The organism is Pseudohaliea sp. (genome assembly GCF_054552115.1).
The window spans coordinates 1-20,609 of sequence record NZ_JBTOLW010000043.1 but is presented as its reverse complement, the minus strand read 5'-3'; the positions used below and the strand labels follow the sequence as shown (position 1 = coordinate 20,609).

The 20,609-nt window shown below is 65.2% G+C and carries 33 protein-coding genes; 32 read left to right on the top strand and 1 reads right to left on the bottom strand.

Annotation, left to right across the window (positions count from 1 at the left end; genetic code table 11):
• The 32 genes from tuf to ACX93N_RS15385 all read left to right on the top strand — a co-directional run.
• A partial coding sequence (gene tuf, locus ACX93N_RS15540; RefSeq protein ID WP_459429354.1) for an elongation factor Tu occupies positions 1 to 1,223 on the top strand: 1,223 nt, incomplete at its 5' end.
• 230 nt (positions 1,224 to 1,453) lie between these two features.
• Positions 1,454 to 1,696, top strand: a complete 243-nt coding sequence (locus tag ACX93N_RS15535; RefSeq protein ID WP_459429353.1) for a YdcH family protein — start codon at positions 1,454 to 1,456, stop codon at positions 1,694 to 1,696.
• Between the two features lie 9 nt (positions 1,697 to 1,705).
• Positions 1,706 to 2,020, top strand: a complete 315-nt coding sequence (locus tag ACX93N_RS15530; protein WP_459429352.1) for a TraR/DksA family transcriptional regulator — start codon at positions 1,706 to 1,708, stop codon at positions 2,018 to 2,020.
• 244 nt (positions 2,021 to 2,264) lie between these two features.
• Complete coding sequence (gene rpsJ / locus ACX93N_RS15525; RefSeq protein ID WP_350039066.1) at positions 2,265 to 2,576, top strand: 30S ribosomal protein S10; 312 nt, start codon at positions 2,265 to 2,267, stop codon at positions 2,574 to 2,576.
• A 124-nt stretch (positions 2,577 to 2,700) separates the two neighbouring features.
• Positions 2,701 to 3,342 carry a 50S ribosomal protein L3 gene (gene rplC / locus ACX93N_RS15520; protein WP_459429351.1) on the top strand — a complete coding sequence of 214 codons (642 nt, stop codon included), beginning with the start codon at positions 2,701 to 2,703 and terminating at the stop codon, positions 3,340 to 3,342.
• Between the two features lie 12 nt (positions 3,343 to 3,354).
• Positions 3,355 to 3,972 (top strand): 50S ribosomal protein L4, encoded by a 618-nt coding sequence (gene rplD / locus ACX93N_RS15515; protein WP_459429350.1) that lies wholly within the window; start codon positions 3,355 to 3,357, stop codon positions 3,970 to 3,972.
• On the top strand, positions 3,969 to 4,265 hold the full coding sequence (rplW, locus tag ACX93N_RS15510) for a 50S ribosomal protein L23 (RefSeq protein WP_459429349.1): 297 nt from the start codon (positions 3,969 to 3,971) through the stop codon (positions 4,263 to 4,265). The genes rplD and rplW overlap by 4 nt, the downstream gene beginning before the upstream one ends.
• A 14-nt stretch (positions 4,266 to 4,279) precedes the next feature.
• Positions 4,280 to 5,107: a 50S ribosomal protein L2 gene (rplB, locus tag ACX93N_RS15505; RefSeq protein ID WP_459429348.1), complete on the top strand. Its 828-nt coding sequence runs from the start codon at positions 4,280 to 4,282 to the stop codon at positions 5,105 to 5,107.
• Positions 5,108 to 5,142: 35 nt separating this feature from the next.
• Complete coding sequence (rpsS, locus tag ACX93N_RS15500; protein ID WP_350039056.1) at positions 5,143 to 5,418, top strand: 30S ribosomal protein S19; 276 nt, start codon at positions 5,143 to 5,145, stop codon at positions 5,416 to 5,418.
• 28 nt (positions 5,419 to 5,446) lie between these two features.
• On the top strand, positions 5,447 to 5,791 hold the full coding sequence (gene rplV, locus ACX93N_RS15495; RefSeq protein WP_459429347.1) for a 50S ribosomal protein L22: 345 nt from the start codon (positions 5,447 to 5,449) through the stop codon (positions 5,789 to 5,791).
• A gap of 11 nt (positions 5,792 to 5,802) precedes the next feature.
• Positions 5,803 to 6,474: a 30S ribosomal protein S3 gene (gene rpsC, locus ACX93N_RS15490; RefSeq protein WP_459429346.1), complete on the top strand. Its 672-nt coding sequence runs from the start codon at positions 5,803 to 5,805 to the stop codon at positions 6,472 to 6,474.
• A gap of 21 nt (positions 6,475 to 6,495) precedes the next feature.
• Positions 6,496 to 6,909 (top strand): 50S ribosomal protein L16, encoded by a 414-nt coding sequence (gene rplP, locus ACX93N_RS15485; protein WP_350039050.1) that lies wholly within the window; start codon positions 6,496 to 6,498, stop codon positions 6,907 to 6,909.
• Positions 6,909 to 7,100, top strand: a complete 192-nt coding sequence (gene rpmC, locus ACX93N_RS15480) for a 50S ribosomal protein L29 (RefSeq protein ID WP_459429345.1) — start codon at positions 6,909 to 6,911, stop codon at positions 7,098 to 7,100. The genes rplP and rpmC overlap by 1 nt, the downstream gene beginning before the upstream one ends.
• A 2-nt stretch (positions 7,101 to 7,102) precedes the next feature.
• Positions 7,103 to 7,369 (top strand): 30S ribosomal protein S17, encoded by a 267-nt coding sequence (gene rpsQ / locus ACX93N_RS15475; protein WP_459429344.1) that lies wholly within the window; start codon positions 7,103 to 7,105, stop codon positions 7,367 to 7,369.
• Positions 7,370 to 7,415: 46 nt separating this feature from the next.
• Positions 7,416 to 7,784: a 50S ribosomal protein L14 gene (gene rplN, locus ACX93N_RS15470; protein ID WP_459429343.1), complete on the top strand. Its 369-nt coding sequence runs from the start codon at positions 7,416 to 7,418 to the stop codon at positions 7,782 to 7,784.
• A gap of 29 nt (positions 7,785 to 7,813) precedes the next feature.
• On the top strand, positions 7,814 to 8,128 hold the full coding sequence (gene rplX, locus ACX93N_RS15465) for a 50S ribosomal protein L24 (RefSeq protein ID WP_459429342.1): 315 nt from the start codon (positions 7,814 to 7,816) through the stop codon (positions 8,126 to 8,128).
• Between the two features lie 24 nt (positions 8,129 to 8,152).
• Entirely contained in the window at positions 8,153 to 8,692 is a 540-nt protein-coding gene (gene rplE, locus ACX93N_RS15460) for a 50S ribosomal protein L5 (protein WP_459429341.1), read from the top strand.
• A gap of 12 nt (positions 8,693 to 8,704) precedes the next feature.
• Positions 8,705 to 9,010: a 30S ribosomal protein S14 gene (gene rpsN, locus ACX93N_RS15455; RefSeq protein ID WP_459429340.1), complete on the top strand. Its 306-nt coding sequence runs from the start codon at positions 8,705 to 8,707 to the stop codon at positions 9,008 to 9,010.
• A gap of 26 nt (positions 9,011 to 9,036) precedes the next feature.
• Positions 9,037 to 9,432 (top strand): 30S ribosomal protein S8, encoded by a 396-nt coding sequence (rpsH, locus tag ACX93N_RS15450; RefSeq protein ID WP_459429339.1) that lies wholly within the window; start codon positions 9,037 to 9,039, stop codon positions 9,430 to 9,432.
• 46 nt (positions 9,433 to 9,478) lie between these two features.
• Positions 9,479 to 10,006 carry a 50S ribosomal protein L6 gene (gene rplF / locus ACX93N_RS15445; RefSeq protein WP_459429338.1) on the top strand — a complete coding sequence of 176 codons (528 nt, stop codon included), beginning with the start codon at positions 9,479 to 9,481 and terminating at the stop codon, positions 10,004 to 10,006.
• Positions 10,007 to 10,014: 8 nt separating this feature from the next.
• Complete coding sequence (rplR, locus tag ACX93N_RS15440; RefSeq protein WP_459429337.1) at positions 10,015 to 10,365, top strand: 50S ribosomal protein L18; 351 nt, start codon at positions 10,015 to 10,017, stop codon at positions 10,363 to 10,365.
• Between the two features lie 9 nt (positions 10,366 to 10,374).
• Entirely contained in the window at positions 10,375 to 10,884 is a 510-nt protein-coding gene (rpsE, locus tag ACX93N_RS15435; RefSeq protein WP_459429336.1) for a 30S ribosomal protein S5, read from the top strand.
• A gap of 18 nt (positions 10,885 to 10,902) precedes the next feature.
• The gene (gene rpmD / locus ACX93N_RS15430) at positions 10,903 to 11,085 is read left to right on the top strand and encodes a 50S ribosomal protein L30 (RefSeq protein WP_459429335.1); all 183 of its coding nucleotides are present in this window, start codon (positions 10,903 to 10,905) and stop codon (positions 11,083 to 11,085) included.
• 15 nt (positions 11,086 to 11,100) lie between these two features.
• Entirely contained in the window at positions 11,101 to 11,535 is a 435-nt protein-coding gene (gene rplO / locus ACX93N_RS15425) for a 50S ribosomal protein L15 (RefSeq protein ID WP_350039080.1), read from the top strand.
• Positions 11,536 to 12,858: a preprotein translocase subunit SecY gene (gene secY / locus ACX93N_RS15420; RefSeq protein WP_459429334.1), complete on the top strand. Its 1,323-nt coding sequence runs from the start codon at positions 11,536 to 11,538 to the stop codon at positions 12,856 to 12,858. It begins immediately after the preceding gene.
• Positions 12,859 to 12,885: 27 nt separating this feature from the next.
• A complete protein-coding gene (gene rpmJ, locus ACX93N_RS15415; RefSeq protein ID WP_459429333.1) occupies positions 12,886 to 13,002 on the top strand; it encodes a 50S ribosomal protein L36 in 117 nt (38 codons plus the stop codon).
• Positions 13,003 to 13,157: 155 nt separating this feature from the next.
• Entirely contained in the window at positions 13,158 to 13,514 is a 357-nt protein-coding gene (rpsM, locus tag ACX93N_RS15410) for a 30S ribosomal protein S13 (protein WP_459429332.1), read from the top strand.
• Positions 13,515 to 13,612: 98 nt separating this feature from the next.
• Positions 13,613 to 14,005 carry a 30S ribosomal protein S11 gene (rpsK, locus tag ACX93N_RS15405; RefSeq protein WP_350039020.1) on the top strand — a complete coding sequence of 131 codons (393 nt, stop codon included), beginning with the start codon at positions 13,613 to 13,615 and terminating at the stop codon, positions 14,003 to 14,005.
• Positions 14,006 to 14,028: 23 nt separating this feature from the next.
• A complete protein-coding gene (gene rpsD / locus ACX93N_RS15400; protein WP_459429331.1) occupies positions 14,029 to 14,649 on the top strand; it encodes a 30S ribosomal protein S4 in 621 nt (206 codons plus the stop codon).
• Between the two features lie 55 nt (positions 14,650 to 14,704).
• Positions 14,705 to 15,709 carry a DNA-directed RNA polymerase subunit alpha gene (locus ACX93N_RS15395; RefSeq protein WP_459429330.1) on the top strand — a complete coding sequence of 335 codons (1,005 nt, stop codon included), beginning with the start codon at positions 14,705 to 14,707 and terminating at the stop codon, positions 15,707 to 15,709.
• A gap of 54 nt (positions 15,710 to 15,763) precedes the next feature.
• Positions 15,764 to 16,153, top strand: coding sequence for a 50S ribosomal protein L17 (gene rplQ / locus ACX93N_RS15390; protein WP_459429329.1), 390 nt, complete (start codon positions 15,764 to 15,766; stop codon positions 16,151 to 16,153).
• Between the two features lie 449 nt (positions 16,154 to 16,602).
• Complete coding sequence (locus ACX93N_RS15385; protein ID WP_459429328.1) at positions 16,603 to 17,475, top strand: SMP-30/gluconolactonase/LRE family protein; 873 nt, start codon at positions 16,603 to 16,605, stop codon at positions 17,473 to 17,475.
• Positions 17,476 to 17,514: 39 nt separating this feature from the next.
• Here the strand turns inward: ACX93N_RS15385 and uvrA are convergent, their stop codons facing one another.
• Positions 17,515 to 20,418, bottom strand: coding sequence for an excinuclease ABC subunit UvrA (gene uvrA, locus ACX93N_RS15380; RefSeq protein ID WP_459429327.1), 2,904 nt, complete (start codon positions 20,416 to 20,418; stop codon positions 17,515 to 17,517).
• Positions 20,419 to 20,609 lie beyond the last annotated feature (191 nt).

Genomic DNA, 20,609 nt, shown 5'->3' with positions numbered 1-20,609 from the left:
TGGGAAAGGAAACTTTTGAGCGCGACAAGCCCCACGTCAACGTGGGCACCATCGGTCACGTGGACCACGGCAAGACGACGCTGACGGCGGCGCTGACGCGGGTTTGCGCGGAAGTCTGGGGCGGAGCGGCCGTTGCCTTTGACGGTATCGACAACGCACCGGAAGAGCAGGCGCGTGGCATCACCATTGCCACGTCGCACGTGGAGTACGAGTCGGACAAGCGCCACTACGCGCACGTGGACTGCCCCGGCCACGCCGATTACGTGAAGAACATGATCACCGGTGCGGCGCAGATGGACGGTGCGATCCTGGTCTGTGGTGCGACGGACGGCCCGATGCCGCAGACGCGGGAGCACATCCTGCTGTCCCGGCAGGTGGGCGTACCGTACATCGTGGTCTTCCTGAACAAGGCCGACCTGCTGGCGGAAGACTGCGGCGGTGCGGACACGGAAGAGTACGAGGAGATGAAGGAGCTGGTGGAGATGGAGCTCCGCGAGCTGCTGGACCAGTACGATTTCCCGGGTGATGACACGCCGATCATCTGCGGCAGCGCGCTGATGGCGCTGGAAGGCAAGGACGACAACGAGCTGGGCACGACGGCGGTAGCGAAGCTGGTCGAGACCCTGGACGCGTACATTCCGGAGCCGGAGCGAGCGATCGACCAGCCGTTCCTGATGCCGGTGGAGGACGTGTTCTCGATTTCCGGCCGCGGCACGGTGGTGACCGGTCGTGTCGAGCGCGGGATCATCAAGGTGGGCGACGAGATCGAGATCGTCGGCATCAAGGACACGCAGAAGACGACCTGCACGGGCGTGGAGATGTTCCGCAAGCTGCTGGACGAAGGCCGTGCCGGTGAGAACGTGGGCGTTCTGCTGCGTGGCACGAAGCGCGAGGAAGTCGAGCGCGGCCAGGTGCTGGCGGTGCCGGGTTCGGTGACGCCGCACACGAAGTTCGAGGGCGAGGTGTACGTGCTGTCGAAGGACGAGGGTGGTCGTCACACGCCGTTCTTCAAGGGCTACCGCCCGCAGTTCTACTTCCGCACGACGGACGTGACGGGTGCGGTGGAGCTGCCGGAGGGCGTCGAGATGGTGATGCCGGGCGACAACATCCAGATGTCGGTGACGCTGATCGCGCCGATCGCGATGGAAGAGGGCCTGCGCTTCGCGGTCCGTGAAGGCGGCCGCACGGTCGGTGCCGGCGTCGTCTCCAAGATCATCGAATAAAGCATTCGATACAGGCATCGAGTAAAGCCTTCGAGACGACGCATCGAGTCAGTGCTAACCCGTGGGCCGCTCGCCGGCCCACGCGCTTCGCGGAAGGCCCGGCTTTGCCGGGCCTTTTTCGTCTCTCGCGGGGTCAATGACCTGCGTCATTGCGCCGGGAGAGCCGGCCCTGCACTGTAGGAGGCGCGGCTCGTACTGAGCGGACCATAATCACAAGTCGAGGAATCACCATGTCCGTAGAACATCACGACCTGATCCACGAGTTTCCCGAGCTCAAGGAGCGCATCCACGAGCTCAAGACCACGGACGAGCATTTCCGCGAGCGCTTCGACGAGTACCACCGGCTCACCCGCGAGATAGAGAACATGGAAAACGAGGTCACGCCGGTCTCCACTGCGACTGAAGAGGAGGCCAAGAAGCGCCGGCTGCACCTGAAGGATGAACTCTATCGCCTGCTGGTGGCGGAGAGCTGAGGAGGAACCGTGGCCTACGAGGAGATAGAAACCGAACTGCGCGAGCGCCTGGCAGAGCTCCAGGAGCGCATGGCGAGCATCAAGAACGATGCGAGCAGGGAGTACCCTTCGGATTCCGCCGAGCAGGCGCAGGAGCGGGAGAATGACGAAGTGGTCGATGCCATCGGCCACGAGACGGCGCTCGCCATCCGCGAGGTCACCGCGGCCCTGGAGCGCATCGCCGACGGCAGCTACGGGATCTGCGAGGGCTGCGGCGAACCGATCGGCGAGGGCCGGCTGAAAGTGCTGCCCCAGGCCACCCGCTGCGTCAACTGCGCGGAGTAGGCCGGCACTGCCTGCCCGCGCTGGCGCGGCCACGTTCCGGGGTGACGGCGGGATGCTTCTCTCAATCGCTCCACGATATTCGCTCGGTGAGATAAGTAGCCCGCCCCCGTCCCGGAATACCGTGCCCGTGCCGGACAGCGAAAATTGTGGTTGACAGGGCCCTGGGCGATCACTAGAATTCGCGTTCCTTTTTCGGGGGGATCTCTGCGAACCCCCGGTTTTTTATTGTTTGGAGTCTGATCGCGTGCAAAACCAACGTATTCGCATTCGCCTGAAGGCCTTCGATCATCGCCTGATCGACGCGTCTACCCAGGAAATCGTGGAAACTGCCCGCCGCACCGGCGCCCAGGTCCGTGGCCCGATCCCGCTGCCGACCCGCAAGGAGCGCTACACGGTGCTGATTTCCCCGCACGTCAACAAGGATGCACGCGACCAGTACGAGATTCGTACCCACAAGCGCCTTCTGGATATCGTCGAGCCCACGGAGAAGACCGTGGACGCGCTGATGAAACTGGACCTGGCCGCAGGAGTCGAAGTACAGATCAGTCTTGGTTAACGACAATTCGTAGCAAGACCTGCCCGGCCACACGCGTGTGGTCGGGTGTGTAACGCCCGACCCCCAGCCAGGGGCCCGGGCGGCCATAGAGGGTGACAGCCCCGTACACTGTGAGGTTGGCAACATGACTATTGGCTTAGTCGGCCGGAAATCCGGCATGACGCGCGTCTTTACCGAAGACGGCGCCTCAATCCCAGTAACCGTAGTGGAGATCGCTCCAAACCGCGTTACTCAAATCAAGCAGCCCGAAAGCGATGGCTACCGGGCAGTCCAGGTCACGGCGGGTGCCCGCCGGGCTGACAAAGTGAGTAAATCGGAAGCGGGGCATTACGCCAAGGCGGGTGTCGAGGCCGGCAATGGCCTGTGGGAATTCCGCCTGGCGGAGGGTGATGAGGCCTTCGAGGTCGGCGCCGAGTTGACCGTGGAGCGCTTCGAGCCCGGCCAGATGGTCGATGTTTCCGGCCGCTCCAAGGGCAAGGGCTTTCAGGGCGCCGTCAAGCGCTGGAATTTCCGCACCCAGGATGCCACGCACGGCAACTCCCTGGCGCACCGCGCACCGGGTTCCATCGGCCAGTGCCAGACGCCGGGCCGCGTGTTCAAGGGCAAGAAGATGGCAGGCCACATGGGCGCCGAGAGCGTCACCGTGCAGGGCCTCGAAATTGTCCGTGTGGACGCCGAGCGCAACCTGCTGCTCATCAAGGGTTCCGTACCGGGTGCGCCCGGCGGCAGCGTCATCGTGCGTCCGGCCGTGAAGGCCGGGGCGTAAGGGGGTCAGGCAGTGGAATTGAATGTAGCAAAGCCGGGCAATGCTTCGGCGGGTACCGTTTCCGTTTCCGACGCAACCTTTGCGCGGGAGTACAACGAGTCCCTCGTGCACCAGGTGGTCACGTCCTACCTTGCCGGCGCCCGGCAGGGTACGAAGGCGCAGAAGAACCGTTCCGCGGTTTCCGGCGGCGGCAAGAAGCCCTGGCGCCAGAAGGGTACGGGCCGCGCCCGCGCCGGTACCATCCGTTCGCCCCTGTGGCGCAGCGGTGGCGTGACCTTTGCGGCCCAGCCGCAGGACCACAGCGTCAAGGTCAACCGGAAGATGTACCGCGCCGCGCTGCGCGCCATCTTCTCCGAGCTGGCGCGGCAGGACCGCCTGCTCGTCGTCGAGAGCATCGACGTCGAGCAGCCGAGGACCAAGCTGCTGGTGCAGCAGCTCGGCGAATACGGCGTGGACAACGCGCTGGTCGTGACCAGCGACGTCAGCGAGAACCTGTACCTCGCGGCGCGCAACCTGCACAAGGTTGATGTGCGTGACGTCGCCGGGGTCGATCCGGTCAGCCTCGTTGCCCACGAGAAGGTGATGGTCACCGTGGATGCGGTGAAGCAGTTTGAGGAGATGCTGGCATGAACCCCGAGCGCGTATTCCAGGTGCTGGCAGGCCCGCACGTCTCCGAGAAGGCAGCCATCGTGGCCGACGAGGCGAACCAGTACGTCTTCAAGGTCGCCGTTGACGCGACCAAGCCGGAAATCAGGAAGGCCGTTGAGCAGCTGTTCAAGGTCAAGGTAGAGAACGTCACCACCATGAAGGTCAAGGGCAAGACGAAGCGCAACCGCTACGGCTACAGCACCAAGCCCACCTGGAAGAAGGCGTACGTCAGCGTGCAGCCCGGCCAGGAAATTGACTTCACGACGGCGGACTAAGGAGTCGTTTCGAGATGGCAGTAAGAAAGACCAAGCCGACCTCGCCCGGTCGCCGTCATGTCGTTCGCATCGAGAGCGAAGGCCTGCACAAGGGTGCGCCCTATGCGCCGCTGCTGGAGAAGCAGTCGCGCAGCGGTGGCCGCAACAACAACGGCCGCATCACCACGCGGCACATCGGCGGTGGCCACAAGCAGCACTATCGCGTCATCGACTTCAAGCGCAACAAGGACGGTATCCCTGCGCGCGTCGAGCGGATCGAGTATGACCCGAACCGCTCCGCCCACATCGCCCTGGTGCTGTTCGGTGACGGCGAGCGTCGCTACATCATCGCGCCCCGTGGCCTGGCCGCCGGCGACATGGTGCAGTCCGGCCCGAGCGCGCCCATCAAGACGGGTAACGCCCTGCCGCTGCGCAACATTCCCGTGGGTTCCGTGGTCCACGCGGTAGAGCTGAAGCCCGGCAAGGGCGCCCAGCTTGCCCGCTCCGCCGGCGCCTCCGTGCAGCTGGCGGCCCGGGAAGGCCGCTACGCCACGATCCGCCTGCGTTCCGGCGAAATGCGCCGGGTGCTGGCTGACTGCCGCGCGACGATCGGCGAGGTATCGAACGCCGAGCACAGCCTGCGCAAGCTCGGCAAGGCCGGCGCTGCGCGCTGGCGCGGCGTGCGCCCGACGGTGCGCGGCGTCGCCATGAACCCGGTGGATCACCCGCACGGTGGCGGTGAAGGCCGCACCTCCGGTGGCCGCCACCCGGTGAGCCCCTGGGGTACGCCGACGAAGGGCTACAAGACCCGGAAGAACAAGCGGACCGACGAGCTCATCGTGCGTCGCCGCCGCAAGAAGTAATCGGCCGCCGATAGAGACAGCGAGAGGAAAGTACTGTGCCGCGTTCATTGAAAAAAGGCCCGTTCATCGACTTGCACCTGCAGAAGAAGGTGGAGGCCGCCATCGAGAGCAACGACCGCCGGCCGATCAAGACCTGGTCGCGCCGCTCCATGGTTTCTCCGGACATGGTTGGCCTGACCATCGCCGTGCACAACGGCCGCCAGCACGTCCCGATCCTCATCAACGAGGATATGGTCGGCCACAAGCTCGGCGAGTTCGCTGTCACGCGGACCTTCAAGGGCCACATCGTCGACAAGAAGGCAAAGCGCTAGGTCGCGCGTGCCAAGCGAGGAACTGGAAATGGAAGTTGCAGCAAGGCTCAAGGGTGCGCAGATTTCGGCGCAGAAGGCCCGCCTGGTCGCCGACCAGGTGCGCGGCAAGCCCGTGGAGGAGGCCCTCAACGTGCTGGAGTTCAGCAACAAGAAGGCGGCCCACATCGTGAGGAAGGTGCTCAACTCCGCGATCGCCAACGCGGAGAACAATGAGGGTGCCGACGTGGACGAACTGAAGGTGTCCAGCATCTACGTGGATGAAGGCATGACCATGAAGCGCATCCGCGCCCGGGCCAAGGGCCGCGCGGACCGGATCTTCAAGCGCACGTGCCACATCACCGTGAAAGTCGCCGACGGCGCCAGCGAGAGTTAGGAGAAGACCAGATGGGTCAGAAAGTACATCCCACCGGCATTCGCCTGGGTATTGTCAAGGATCACACTTCCGTGTGGTACGCCGACAGCAAGAACTATGCGAAGAACCTGATCACGGATCTCGAGGTCCGCTCGTACATCGAGCAGAAGCTCGACAACGCCTCCGTGAGCCGTGTGGTGATCGAGCGCCCGGCACAGACGGCCCGGATCACCATCCACACGGCCCGCCCCGGCATCGTGATCGGCAAGAAGGGTGAGGATGTCGACGCGCTGCGGCGCGACCTGGCCGAACGTATGGGCGTGCCCGTACACATCAACATCGAGGAGATCCGCAAGCCGGATCTCGACGCGCGGCTGGTGGCCCAGAACGTGGCCCAGCAGCTGGAGCGTCGCGTGATGTTCCGCCGCGCCATGAAGCGCGTGGTTCAGAACGCCATGCGCCAGGGTGCCGAGGGCATCAAGGTGCAGGTCGGCGGCCGCCTGGGCGGCGCCGAGATCGCGCGCAGCGAGTGGTACCGCGAGGGCCGGGTGCCCCTGCATACGCTGCGTGCGGATATCGACTACGCGACCTACGAGGCAAAGACCACTTACGGCGTTATCGGCGTCAAGGTGTGGATCTTCAAGGGTGAGGTGATCGGTACCGAAGACGGTGCCGAAGCGCCGCGCAAGACGGCAACGAACTAAGCGAACTGGGGCGTCAGCGACATGCTTCAACCGAAACGCACAAAATTCCGCAAGACCATGAAGGGCCGCAACCGCGGCCTGGCCCACCGGGGCAGCAAGGTCAGCTTCGGCGAGTACGGCCTGAAGGCGACCGGCCGCGGGCGGATTACCGCGCGCCAGATCGAGGCCGCGCGTCGTGCCATGACGCGCCACATCAAGCGTGGCGGCAAGATCTGGATCCGTGTTTTCCCCGACAAGCCGATCACCGGCAAGCCCCTCGAGGTTCGCCAGGGTAAAGGTAAGGGTAACGTCGAGTACTGGGTAGCTCAGGTCCAGCCGGGCCGGGTGCTTTACGAAGTACAGGGCGTTTCCGAGGAACTCGCGCGCGAGGCCTTCGAGCTCGCGGCGTCGAAGATTCCGGTTTCAACCACTTTCGTTAAGCGGTCGGTGATGTGATGAACGCGAAGGAACTGAAAGACAAGTCGACCGAGGCGCTGGGCAAGCAGCTGCTTGAGCTACGCGAAGACCAGTTCAAGCTGCGCATGCAGAAGGCGACCGGGCAGCTGGGCCAGACGCACCTGCTGAAGCAGAGCCAGCGCGACATCGCACGCGTCAAGACCGTGCTCCGGGAAAAGGCGGGTAACTGAACATGGCAGCAGCAGAGAAACGCACGCGGACGGCGACGGGCAAGGTCGTCAGCAACAAGATGGACAAGACGATCACGGTGCTCATCGAGCGCCGGGTGAAGCATCCCGTCTACGGCAAGTACATCACCCGTTCGTCCAAGGTGCACGCCCATGACGAAGACAACCAGTGTCGCATCGGCGACCTGGTGACGGTGGCCGAGTCGCGCCCGCTGTCACGCACCAAGACCTGGAAGCTGGTCGAGGTCGTGGAGCAGGCCGCGGAGCTTTGAGCGCGGACTGAGTGAGTGCGGCGGGAGCCGCAGGCTGGAGTAGACAATGATTCAGACACAATCTTACCTGGATGTCGCGGACAACAGCGGTGCCCGTCGCGTCATGTGCATCAAGGTGCTCGGCGGCTCGAAGCGCCGCTACGCGCGCGTCGGCGACCTCATCAAGGTCACCGTCAAGGAAGCCATTCCGCGCGGCAAGGTGAAGAAGGGCCAGGTGATGACCGCCGTGGTCGTGCGCACGCGCAAGGGCGTACGCCGGCGAGACGGGTCCATTATCCGCTTCGATGACAACGCGGCGGTACTTCTCAATAACCAGGAGGCCCCGATCGGCACGCGTATCTTCGGCCCGGTGACCCGGGAGCTGCGCGGCGAGAAGTTCATGAAGATTATTTCCCTGGCGCCCGAAGTTATCTAGGCGCGGCGCAGGAAAGAGAGGCACACAAGATGGCGAAGATCAAGCGCGACGACGAAGTGATCGTCCTGGCTGGCAAGGACAAGGGCAAGCGCGGCAAGGTCCGCCGGGTGCTCGGGGACAACCGTCTCCTCGTTGCCGGCGTCAACATGGTCAAGAAGCACCAGCGCCCCAACCCGCAGCTGGGCGTGCAGGGCGGTATCGTCGAGCAGGAGGCGCCCATCCAGGTGTCCAACGTGGCGATCTTCAACCCGGCCACGAGCAAGGCGGACCGCGTGGGCTTCAAGGTGGAAGGCGAGCGCAAGATTCGCGTTTTCAAGTCGACCGGCGAAGCCATCGACGCGTAACGCAGCGAGGAAACAATGGCAAACATGGCGACACTGCAAGAAAAGTACCGCACCGAGATCGCGCCGAAGCTCAAGGAAGAACTGGGCCTCGCGAACGTGATGGAGGTGCCGCGGATTACCAAGATCACGCTGAACATGGGCGTGGGCGAAGCCGTGGGCGACAAAAAGGTGCTGGAGAACGCGCTCAGCGACATGACCAAGATCGCTGGCCAGAAGCCCGTGGTCACCGTGGCGCGCAAGTCCATCGCCGGCTTCAAGATCCGCGACGGCTGGCCGATCGGCTGCAAGGTCACGCTGCGCCGCGAGCGGATGTACGAGTTCCTCGAGCGCCTGATCAGCATCGCGATCCCGCGGGTGCGCGACTTCCGCGGCATCAGCCCGAAGTCCTTCGACGGTCGCGGCAACTTCGCCATGGGCGTCTCCGAGCAGATCATCTTCCCGGAGATCAACTACGACGAGGTGGACACGCTGCGCGGCATGGACATCACGATCACGACGACGGCTCGCACGGACGACGAGGGCCGCGCCCTCCTGCGCGCCTTCAACTTCCCGCTGAAAGGGTAAAGGGGTTTAGCTATGGCCAAGAAATCCATGATTGCGCGGGAGGCCAAGCGCGAGAAGCTGGTAGCGAAGTACGCTGCCAAGCGGGCGGCGCTGAAGGCGGTCATTCGGGACCCGAAGGCCTCCGACGAGGAAAAGTGGGATGCGCAGATCGCGCTGCAGAAGCTGCCCCGGGACGCGAGCCCGGTGCGCAAGCAGCGTCGGTGCCAGCTCACGGGCCGACCGCACGCGGTGTACCGCAAGTTCGGCCTGTGCCGGAACAAGCTGCGTCAAGCCGCTATGCGCGGCGACGTGCCCGGCCTGGTCAAGTCGAGCTGGTAACGGGCAGATAACGGAGAGTAACGACGATGAGTATGCAAGATCCGCTGTCCGACATGCTGACGCGCATCCGCAACGCACAGATGGCAGGCAAGACCAGTGTCGACATGCCCGGCTCCAAGCTGAAGGCGGCTGTGGCCAAGGTCCTCGAGGAAGAGGGCTACATCGAGGGCTTCGAGAGCCGCGTCGAAGACGGCAAGTCACGTCTGGCGCTGCGCCTGAAGTACTTCCAGGGCAAGCCGGTGATCGCCGAGATCGACCGCGTCAGCCGCCCGGGTCTGCGCAGCTACGCCGGCAAGGACGGCCTGCCCACCGTGCGCGGCGGCCTGGGCATTGCGATCGTGTCCACCTCCCGGGGTGTCATGACTGATCGCGCCGCCCGCGCAGCCGGCGTCGGTGGCGAAGTGCTCTGCACCGTATTCTGAGGTCTGAGCACTGAATTTTTTGAGCCTAGCTTGAGAGCACATAGCAATGTCTAGAGTAGCAAACTACCCCGTGGCGGTGCCCGGCGGCGTCGAGGTGAAGATCGACGGCCACGACGTCATCGTCAAGGGTGCCAAGGGGACGCTGAGCCTGGCGCTCCAGGATGGCATCAGCCTGAGCCAGGAAGACGGCTCGGTGTCCCTGGCCTACGAGAACGACAAGGTGAAGGCGATGGCCGGCACCACCCGCGCGCTCCTGGCCAACATGGTCAAGGGTGTCTCCGAGGGGTGGGAGAAGAAGCTGGTGCTGAACGGCGTCGGCTACCGGGCCAAGGCCAGTGGCAGCAGCGTCAATCTCACCGTTGGCCTGTCGCACCCGGTTGACTACGACCTGCCGGAAGGCGTGAGCGCGGAGACGCCCACGCAGACGGAGATCGTCGTCAAGGGTATCGACAAGCAGGTGGTCGGCGAGGTTGCCGCGAAGATCCGCAGCTTCCGTCCGCCGGAGCCGTACAAGGGCAAGGGCATTCGTTACGCCGACGAGTACGTGCGTCGTAAAGAAGCCAAGAAGAAGTAGGTATCGAGATGAGCATCAAGAACGAAGCAAGGCTGCGTCGCGCCCGCCGCTCCCGCGCGCGGATGCGCACGGCCGGCGTCAACCGCCTGAGCGTGCACCGCACGCCGCGGCACATCTACGCCCAGGTGTTCAATGCAGCCGGCGACCAGGTGCTGGCCAGTGCGTCCACCCTGGACGAGAGCCTGCGCAGCGGTGCCACGGGTAACGTCGATGCCGCCGCCCGGGTAGGGGCGCTCGTGGCCGAGCGTGCCCGTGCAGCCGGCGTCGAGAAAGTTGCGTTCGACCGCAGCGGGTACAGGTACCACGGCCGCGTCAAGGCGCTGGCCGACGCCGCTCGGGAAGGTGGACTGGAATTCTAGGATAGCGATATGGCATTCAATAAGCAGGCAGAGCAGCAGGACGGTGATCTCCAGGAGAAGCTGGTCCAGGTCAACCGCGTGGCCAAGGTGGTCAAGGGTGGCCGTATCTTCGGCTTCACGGCGCTGACCGTCGTCGGCGACGGCAAGGGCCGCGTGGGCTTCGGCCGCGGCAAGGCCCGGGAAGTGCCGGTCGCCATCCAGAAGGCCATGGAAGCCGCGCGCCGCAACATGATCCAGGTGGAGCTCAACGGAAACACGATCCAGTACCCGGTCAAGGCCCGCCACGGTGCCTCCAAGGTCTTCATGCAGCCTGCTTCGGAAGGTACCGGCGTGATCGCCGGCGGCGCCATGCGCGCCGTGCTGGAACTGGCCGGCGTCCACGACGTCCTTGCCAAGTGCTACGGCTCCACCAACCCGGTGAACGTGGTTCGCGCCACCTTCAATGGCCTGCGCGACATGGCCTCCCCGGACGCGGTGGCCGCGAAGCGCGGCAAGAGCGTTGAAGAAATTCTGAACTAACGAGTGAGTCGGCGAGTCATGGCTAAAGAAACCATCAAGGTGACCCAGGTCAAGAGCATCCACGGGCGCCTGAAGGCGCACAGGGATTGCGTCCACGGCCTGGGCCTGCGCCGCATCGGTCACACCGTAGAGGTGGAGGATACCCCGGCTGTGCGCGGCATGATCAACAAGGTCAATTACCTGGTCCGGGTCGAGGAGTAAACGATGTCTGAAGTAATGCGCCTGAACAGCCTGAGCCCCGCGCCCGGCTCCAAGAAGGACGCGAAGCGGGTCGGCCGCGGCATCGGCAGCGGGCTCGGCAAGACCGCCGGTCGCGGCCACAAGGGCCAGAAGTCCCGCTCCGGCGGCAAGGTCAGCCCCGGCTTCGAGGGCGGCCAGATGCCGCTGCAGAAGCGGCTGCCGAAGTACGGCTTCACGTCCCGGATCTCGCGGACCACGGCCCAGGTGCGCCTTGGCGAGCTGAACCGTGTCGAGGGCGAGGTCGTGGACCTGGCTGCGCTGAAGGCGGCGAACCTGGTTCGCGGCGATGTCACCCGCGCGCGGGTGTTCCTGTCCGGCGAAGTCGGCCGTGCGCTGACCGTCAAGGGCCTCGCCGTCACCAAGGGTGCCCGGGCGGCCATCGAGCAGGCCGGCGGCAAGGTCGAGGACTAGATGGCAACGAATCCCGCCAACAACAAGGCCGGGCTGGGCGAGCTCTTTGCTCGCCTTCGTTTCGTTCTGCTTGCGATTTTCGTGTACCGGATCGGCACGCACATCCCGGTGCCCGGTATCGACCCGAACCAGCTCGCGGCGCTGTTCAACCAGAACCAGGGGACGATCCTGGGCCTGGCGAACATGTTTTCCGGGGGCGCGCTCGAGCGCATGAGCATCCTGGCGCTCGGCATCATGCCCTACATCTCGGCGTCCATCATCATGCAGCTCATGTCGGCGGTCACGCCGCAACTCGAGCAGTTGAAGAAGGAAGGCGAGTCCGGCCGCCGCAAGATCAGCCAATACACCCGTTACCTGACCGTGGTGCTGGCGATCATCCAGGCCACAGGCATGACCGTGGGCATGGCAAACCAGGGCATGGCGTATACCTCCAGCCTGCTGTTTTACGTCATTGCCATCACTTCGCTGGTGACCGGCGCCGTGTTCATGATGTGGCTGGGCGAGCAGATCACCGAGAAGGGCGTTGGCAACGGCATTTCCCTGCTGATCTTTGCCGGCATCGTCGCCGGCCTGCCGGCAGCCATCGGCCAGTCGCTGGAACAGGCGCGGCAGGGCGAGATCAACATCCTCGTACTGCTGATGATCCTGGCCCTGGCGATGGCGGTGATCTACATGATCGTTTTCATCGAGCGCGGCCAGCGGCGTATCACCGTGAACTATGCCAAGCGTCAGCAGGGCCGGAAGATGTACCAGGCGCAGAGCTCGCACCTGCCCCTGAAGGTCAACATGGCCGGCGTGATCCCGGCGATCTTCGCCTCGAGCATCCTGCTGTTCCCGGCGTCCATCGCGCAGTGGTTCGGCAGCTCCGGCTCCGCCGACTGGCTGCAGGACCTGGCCGTGGCCATCGGCCCGGGACAGCCGCTGAACATCCTGCTGTTTACCGTGTTCATCGTGTTCTTCTGCTTCTTCTACACGGCGCTGATGTTCAACCCGCAGGAAGTGGCCGACAACCTCAAGCGCTCCGGCGCCTTCGTACCGGGCATCCGCCCGGGGCAGCAGACGGCCAACTACATTGATGGCGTGCTGACACGGCTGACGGTCTTCGGCTCCGCCTACATCGCCCTGGTCTGCCTGCTTCCGCAGTTCCTGGTGGTGACCTGGAACGTGCCGTTCTACCTCGGTGGGACTTCGCTCCTGATCGTGGTCGTCGTGGTCATGGACTTCATGGCGCAGGTGCAGAGCCACATGATGTCGCACCAGTACGATTCGGTCATGAAGAAGGCCAACCTGAAGAATTATGGGAGTGCCGGCCGCGTCCGCTGACGCCCGGCTGATAGAGAGAGTCGAGAGATGAAAGTTCGCGCATCCGTGAAGAAGATCTGCAGGAACTGCAAGGTCGTGCGTCGCCACGGCGTGGTCCGTGTCATTTGCAGCACTGACCCGCGCCACAAGCAGCGCCAGGGCTGAGCCGGGATCCCGGGATATCAGCAATAAGTGATTGATTTTTGGGTTTTGAATCGCTAGAATCCTGCGCCCTTCAACCGGGGCTCAGCAGGCTCGGGCGGCGTTTTCGCCGTGCGCAGACAAGCGCTAGCGCCTAGAGAGAATTTGGAGAAGCTTGCATGGCTCGTATCGCCGGCGTCAACGTACCGGACAACAAGCACGCGGTCATCTCGTTGACCTACATCTACGGCATCGGACGGACGACCGCCCGGCGCCTTTGCGACCTCTGCAACGTACCGGAGTCTACCCGCATGGGTGACCTCACGGAAGAGCAGATGGACGCGCTGCGCTCAAGCATCGGCGAAATGTCCGTCGAGGGTGACCTGCGCCGGGAAACGTCCATGAACATCAAGCGGCTCATGGACCTCGGCTGCAACCGCGGCCTGCGCCACCGCCGCAACCTGCCGGTCCGCGGCCAGCGCACCAAGACCAATGCGCGTACGCGCAAGGGTCCGCGCAAGCCGATCCGCCGCTAACGATAGCGGGTAGCGAACAGATATCGCGCCGGCGAACGGCGCGTCCTTACAGTGTAGCTGCACCGCTAGTGCAGTGTTGATATTGACAGGAAGACAACATGGCCAAGCCAGGTGCCAAGGGCACTCGAAAGAAAGTCTCGCGCACGATTGCCGACGGCATCGCACACGTGCACGCGTCCTTCAACAACACGATCATCACCATCACGGACCGCCAGGGCAACACCCTGAGCTGGGCCACCGCCGGTGGTTCCGGTTTCCGCGGCTCTCGCAAGAGCACGCCCTTTGCGGCCCAGGTGGCTGCCGAGCGCGCCGGTGAGGCGGCCAAGGAATACGGCCTGCAGAACCTGGACGTGCAGGTGAAGGGCCCGGGTCCGGGTCGCGAGTCCGCCGTACGCGCGCTGAACGCCTGCGGCTACAAGATTAGCAACATCACCGACGTCACGCCGATTCCGCACAACGGTTGCCGTCCGCCCAAGAAGCGCCGCGTGTAAGGAATACAGGAAGGTTTTTTATTATGGCTAGATATCTCGGTCCCAAGTGCAAGCTCTCCCGTCGCGAGGGCACTGACCTGTTCCTGAAGAGTGGCGTGCGCGCACTGGAATCCAAGTGCAAGCCCGAGTCCGTACCGGGCCAGCACGGCGCCCGCCGCGGCCGGCTCTCGGACTACGGCGTTCAGCTGCGCGAGAAGCAGAAGGTGCGCCGTATCTACGGGGTGCTTGAGAAGCAGTTCCGCGGCTACTACAAGGAAGCCGCCCGTCGCAAGGGCGCGACCGGCGAGAACCTGCTGCAGCTGCTGGAAAGCCGCCTTGATAACGTTGTTTACCGTATCGGCTTCGGGTCCACGCGTAACGAGTCGCGGCAGCTCGTCTCCCACAAGGCGATCCTGGTCAACGGCAAGACGGTGAACATCCCGTCCTACCAGGTGCAGCCCGGTGATGTGGTCGCGCTCCGGGAGAAGGCCAAGAAGCAGCTGCGTGTCCAGTCCGCCATGGCCCTCGCCGCCCAGCGTGGTGAGCCCGAGTGGATCGAGGTGAACAGCGAGAAGCTGGAGGCCGTGTTCAAGGCGGCGCCGGAACGCCAGGATCTGTCGACGGACATCAACGAGAACCTGATCGTCGAGCTCTACTCCAAGTAAGTACTGGAAGTAAGCCCCGGCGAGCCAGGTCAATCAAACAGCTACAGGTGCCCCCATGCAGAGTGCAGTGACAGAATTACTGACGCCCCGCGTCATCAAAGTTGAAGAGAAGAGCAGCACCCGTGCGCAGGTGACCCTCGAGCCGCTGGAGCGCGGCTTCGGCCACACCCTGGGTAACGCCCTGCGTCGTATCCTTCTCTCCTCCATGCCCGGCTGCGCCATCACGGAAGTGGAAATCGACGGCGTGCTGCACGAGTACAGCACCATCGAGGGCGTGCAGGAGGATGTCATCGAGATCCTCCTGAACCTCAAGGAAGTCGCGCTGGTCATGGCCGGCAAGGACGAGGTCGAGCTGACCCTGAGCAAAGAAGGCCCCGGTGCCGTGACGGCGGGTGATATCCAGACCGATCATGATGTCGAGATCCGCAACCCGGAGCACGTCATCTGCCACATCAACGACAAGAAGACGCTGAGCATGAAGCTGACGGCCGCCCGCGGTCGCGGTTATTCCCCCGCTGACTCGCGCGAGGACCCGGAGGAAGAAACGCGCTCCATCGGCCGGCTGCAGCTGGACGCGACCTTTACGCCGATCCACCGTGTGGCCTACGTGGTCGAAGCGGCCCGGGTCGAGCAGCGTACGGACCTCGACAAGCTCGTCCTGGACATCGAGACAAACGGCACCATCGATCCGGAAGAGGCGATCCGCCGCGCCGCGACGATCCTCCAGCAGCAGCTGGCGGTGTTCGTGGACCTGGAGAGCGAGGCGCAGTCCGAGGCCGCTGATTCCGAAGACGAGGTGGACCCGATCCTGCTGCGCCCGGTCGACGATCTGGAGCTCACGGTGCGCTCGGCCAACTGCCTGAAGGCGGAGAACATCTACTACATCGGCGACCTCGTGCAGCGCACGGAAGTCGAACTGCTGAAGACGCCGAACCTGGGCAAGAAGTCGCTCACGGAGATCAAGGACGTGCTCGCGTCGCGCGGGCTCTCCCTGGGCATGCGCCTCGACGCCTGGCCGCCGGCCAGCCTGAAGAACGACGAGCGGGTGCTCAGCGCCTGAGCCGCCCGCAGGGAAACAGCGTGCCGGGAAGGCACTGAGTAAAGGATCAGAACCATGCGTCACCGTCACAGCGGACGTCAGCTCAACCGCAACAGCTCGCACCGGAAGGCCATGTTCCGCAACATGACTGCCTCCCTCGTCGAGCACGAGCTCATCAAGACCACCCTGCCCAAGGCCAAGGAGCTCCGCGGTTACGCCGAGCCCCTGATCACCCTGGCCAAGCAGGACAGCGTTGCCAACCGCCGCCTGGCCTTCAACCGCCTGCGCGACAAGGCGGCCGTGGGCAAGCTCTTTGCCGAGCTGGGCCCCCGCTACCAGGGCCGCCCCGGCGGTTACATCCGCATCCTCAAGTGCGGCTACCGCGCCGGCGACAAGGCCCCCATGGCCTATGTCGAGCTGGTGGATCGCCCGCAGGTGGAGCGTTTCGAGGACGACGAGGACTGACGTTCTCCGCCTGACGCGCGACGAAGAGCCGGGCCCTGCCCGGCTTTTTTGTTTCTGTCCGGTTGGGCCTTGCCGTTCTGGCGGGTAGCATCATTCCGGGCTGAGGACGGGAGTCTTCTCTCAGCCTAACCTGGCCGGGTCGCTCCCCGATACACGCTTTGTGAGAGAAGACTCCCGCCCTCACCCCTACCGCCGTGCCCGGTCCCGAGACGGCAGAGGCGATTCCAGGGCGGTAGGGGCGGCTGCTGGAGGGTGCGCCCCCACCAAGCGTGTATCGGGGAGCGACCCGGCCAGGCAAGGCTGGGGGTACCCTCCAGCAGCCGCACCGGCAATTCGCGATCAGCCCCTATCCGACGAGCCAGCGCGCCTTATAGAAAGCTGTGGCGTGGGCTTGCCAGCGCCCGGGTTCGTTGCCAAGCTGCAGTTTTACCGGGGAAGGAGAGCGGTGCATGGCCAAGGCTGAGATCGTCGCGGAAGGGCTCTATTTCGGCGAGGGCCCGCGCTGGCACGAAGGCCGGCTCTGGTTCAGCGATTTCTACGACCGCGCCGTGCGCTCCCTCGGTCCCGAGGGCGACCTGCGCACCGAACTGCAGCTGCAGTGCCAGCCTTCCGGGCTGGGCTGGCTTCCCGACGGTTCCCTGCTGATCGTCGACATGGAAGACCACCGGCTTTTCCGGCACGGGCCGGAGGGCCTCGCCGACTACGCCAGCCTGGCGCAGTACTCCCGCCACCTTGCCAACGACATGGTCGTGGCCGACGACGGCCGCGCCTTCGTTGGCAACTTCGGGTTCGATCTCGACGCGGCCATGGCCGAGCGGGGCCCGGAGGCCGTGCTCGCCGACCACCCGAAGACCAGCCTGGTGACCGTGTCGCCCGACGGCCACGTGGACGTCGCGGCCACGGACCTGAGCTTTCCCAACGGCATGGTGATCACGCCGGACGGGGGTACGCTGGTGGTTGCCGAGAGCCTGGGCCTGTGCCTGACCGCCTTCGATCTCGCTGCTGACGGCACGCTGTCCAGCCGCCGGGTCTGGGCGGAGCTGGAGGGCGTGGCGCCCGACGGCATCTGCCTCGATGCGGAGGGCTGCATCTGGGTTGCCAACGCCCTCGCGCCCGAGTGTGTGCGCGTCGCCGAGGGCGGCGCGGTGCGCGACCGGGTCGAGACCAGCCAGAACTGCTACGCCTGCATGCTGGGTGGCGAGGACGGACGGGATCTCTACCTCGTCACCGCGAAGGACTCGAGCGCAGCCGTGGCGCGCAAGGAGCGCTCTGGCCGCATCGAGCGCTGCCGCGTCGACGCGGGCCATGCCGGCCTGCCCTAGCAGGCGCGCCCGCGGGCGACGCTGCCCCGGGTTGCCGCGCTAGGCGACCTTCTTCCGTGCGCCCTTCTTCGCCGGTGCTTTCTTTCTCGTGGCGGCCTTCGCCGAGGCTGGCGGTGCCTTTATGCCGAGCATTGGCCCCAGGAACCGGCCCGTGTGGGAGGCCGGGTTGCCGGCCACTTCCTCCGGGGTGCCGGTGGCGATGATCTCACCGCCGCCGCTGCCGCCCTCCGGGCCGAGGTCGACGAGCCAGTCGGCGGTCTTGATGACGTCGAGATTGTGCTCGATGATCACCACCGTGTTGCCGTGGTCGCGCAGCCGGTGCAGCACCGCCAGCAGCTGGCGGATGTCCTCGAAGTGGAGGCCCGTGGTCGGCTCGTCGAGGATGTAGAGCGTCCGGCCCGTGTCGCGCTTGGACAGTTCCCGCGACAGTTTCACCCGTTGCGCTTCGCCGCCGGAGAGCGTGGTGGCGGCCTGGCCGAGGCGGATGTAGGAAAGGCCCACGTCCATGAGCGTCTGCAGCTTGCGCGCGATGGCCGGCACCGGCTCGAAGAATTCGAGGGCGTCCTCCACGGTCATCTCCAGCACCTCGTGGATGTTCCTGCCCTTGTAGCGGATGTCCAGCGTCTCCCGGTTGTAGCGCTTGCCCTTGCAGACGTCGCAGGGCACGTAGATGTCCGGGAGGAAGTGCATCTCCACCTTGGTGACGCCATCGCCCTGGCAGGCTTCGCAGCGCCCGCCCTTGACGTTGAAGCTGAAGCGGCCGGGCTTGTAGCCCCGGGACCGCGCCTCCTGGGTGCCGGCGAAGAGCTCGCGCACCGGCGTGAAGATCCCGGTATAGGTGGCCGGATTGGATCGCGGGGTGCGGCCGATGGGGCTCTGGTCGATATCGATGCACTTGTCGATATGCTCCAGGCCCTCGATGCTTTTATGTGCCGCCGCCGTGAGGTTGGTGGCCCCGTTGAGCGCCGTGGCCGCCAGCGGATGGAGGGTGCCGTTGACGAGCGTGGACTTGCCGGAGCCGGAAACGCCGGTCACGCAGGTGAGCAGGCCGACGGGGAGTTCCAGGGTGATATCCCGCAGGTTGTTGCCGCTGGCGCCGCGCACGATCACCTGCTGCGCCGGGTCCGGCCTGCTCCGCCGGGCGGGCACCTCGATGCGGCGTTCGCCGGCCAGGTAGGCGCCGGTGAGCGAGCCCTCGTTGGCGACGATGGCGTCGATGGGGCCTTCCGCCACGATGCGGCCGCCGTGGACACCGGCGCCTGGACCGATGTCGATGATGTGGTCGGCACTGCGGATGGCGTCCTCGTCGTGTTCCACCACCAGCACCGTGTTGCCCAGGTCGCGGAGGTGCCGGAGCGTGTTCAGCAGGCGCTCGTTGTCGCGCTGGTGCAGGCCGATGGAGGGTTCGTCGAGGATGTACATGACGCCGACGAGCCCGGCGCCGATCTGCGAGGCGAGGCGGATGCGCTGCGCCTCGCCGCCGGAGAGGGTCTCGGCGCTGCGGTCGAGGGTGAGGTAGTTGAGCCCGACGTCCACCAGGAACCGGTAGCGGGCGCGGATCTCCTTGAAGATCTTTTCGGCGATGGCGGCGTTGCGGCCGCTCAGCTCCAGCTGGTCGAAGTAGGCCGCGGCCTCGCCCACGGGCATCCCCGTGATGCTCGGCAGGGTGCGCTCGTCCACGAACACGTGCCGCGCGTCCTCGCACAGCCGGGTGCCGTGGCAGCCGGGGCAGGGTGCCGTGGACAGGAAGCGGGCGAGGTCCTCGCGCACGGACTGGGACTCGGTGTCGCGGTAGCGCCGCTCCATGTTGGGCAGGATGCCCTCGAAGGGGTGAGTGCGCTTGAACACGGTGCCGCGGTCGTTGATGTAGGCAAAGGCGACTTCCTCGTCGCCGCTGCCGTGCAGGATGATGTCGCGATGCGTCTTCTTCAGCTTCTCGAAGGGCGTGTCGATGTCAAAGCCGTAGTGTCCGGCGAGAGAGGTGAGCAGGTGGAAATAGTACACGTTGCGCCGGTCCCAGCCGCGAATCGCGCCCTCCGCGAGGCTCGCCTCCGGGTGCAGGATCACCCGTGCCGGGTCGAAGTACTGCCTGACGCCCAGCCCATCGCAGTCGGGGCAGGCGCCGGCGGGGTTGTTGAAGGAGAACAGCCGCGGCTCCAGCTCGTTGATGCTGTGCCCGCACTCGGGGCAGGCGAAGCGCGCGGAGAAAACGACGTCCGCCACCTCGCCGTCCATGTCGCTCACGGCGGCGATCCCGTCCGTAAGGCCGAGGGCGGTCTCGAAGGACTCGGCGAGACGCAGGCCGAGGTCCGGCCGCACCTTGAAGCGGTCCACCACGACCTCGATGCGGTGCTTGCGGTTCTTGGCCAGCGCCGGCACGTCGTCGAGGTCGACCACCCGCCCGTCCACCCGGGCGCGCACGAAGCCCGCCGCACGCAGTTCCTCGAAGACCTGCAGGTGCTCGCCCTTCCGGTCCTGCACGACCGGCGCGAGCAGCATGAGGCGCCGGCCCTCGGGCATCGCCAGCACGGTATCGACCATCTGGCTCACGGTTTGCGCCTGCAGGCTGGCTCCGTGGGTGGGGCAGCGCGGTTCGCCGATGCGGGCGAACAGGAGCCGCAGGTAGTCGTAGATCTCGGTGATGGTACCGACGGTGGAGCGGGGGTTGTGCGAGGTGGACTTCTGCTCGATCGAGATCGCCGGCGACAGGCCCTCGATGTGGTCCATGTCCGGCTTTTCCATCATGGACAGGAATTGCCGCGCGTAGGTGGACAGCGATTCGACGTAACGGCGCTGGCCCTCCGCATACAGGGTGTCGAAGGCGAGCGATGATTTCCCCGAGCCGGACAGGCCGGTGATGACCACCAGCTTGTCCCGGGGGATGTCGAGGTCGATGTTCTTCAGGTTGTGGGTGCGCGCGCCGCGTACCTGGATCGTGTCCATGGGGGTTCCGGAGTGGGAAGCGTAAACCCGCCAGTATAGGCGGATGCCGTGTCCGGCAAAACCGCCCCTGCGCAGTCTGCACTTATCTCCTCGCCGCGCGGGTCCGCAGGGTGCTATTAGCACGGGGCTGCCCCGGGCGAACTGCCCCGGGACACGCTACAAGCACATCCCTGTGCGCTCGACGCGGGCCG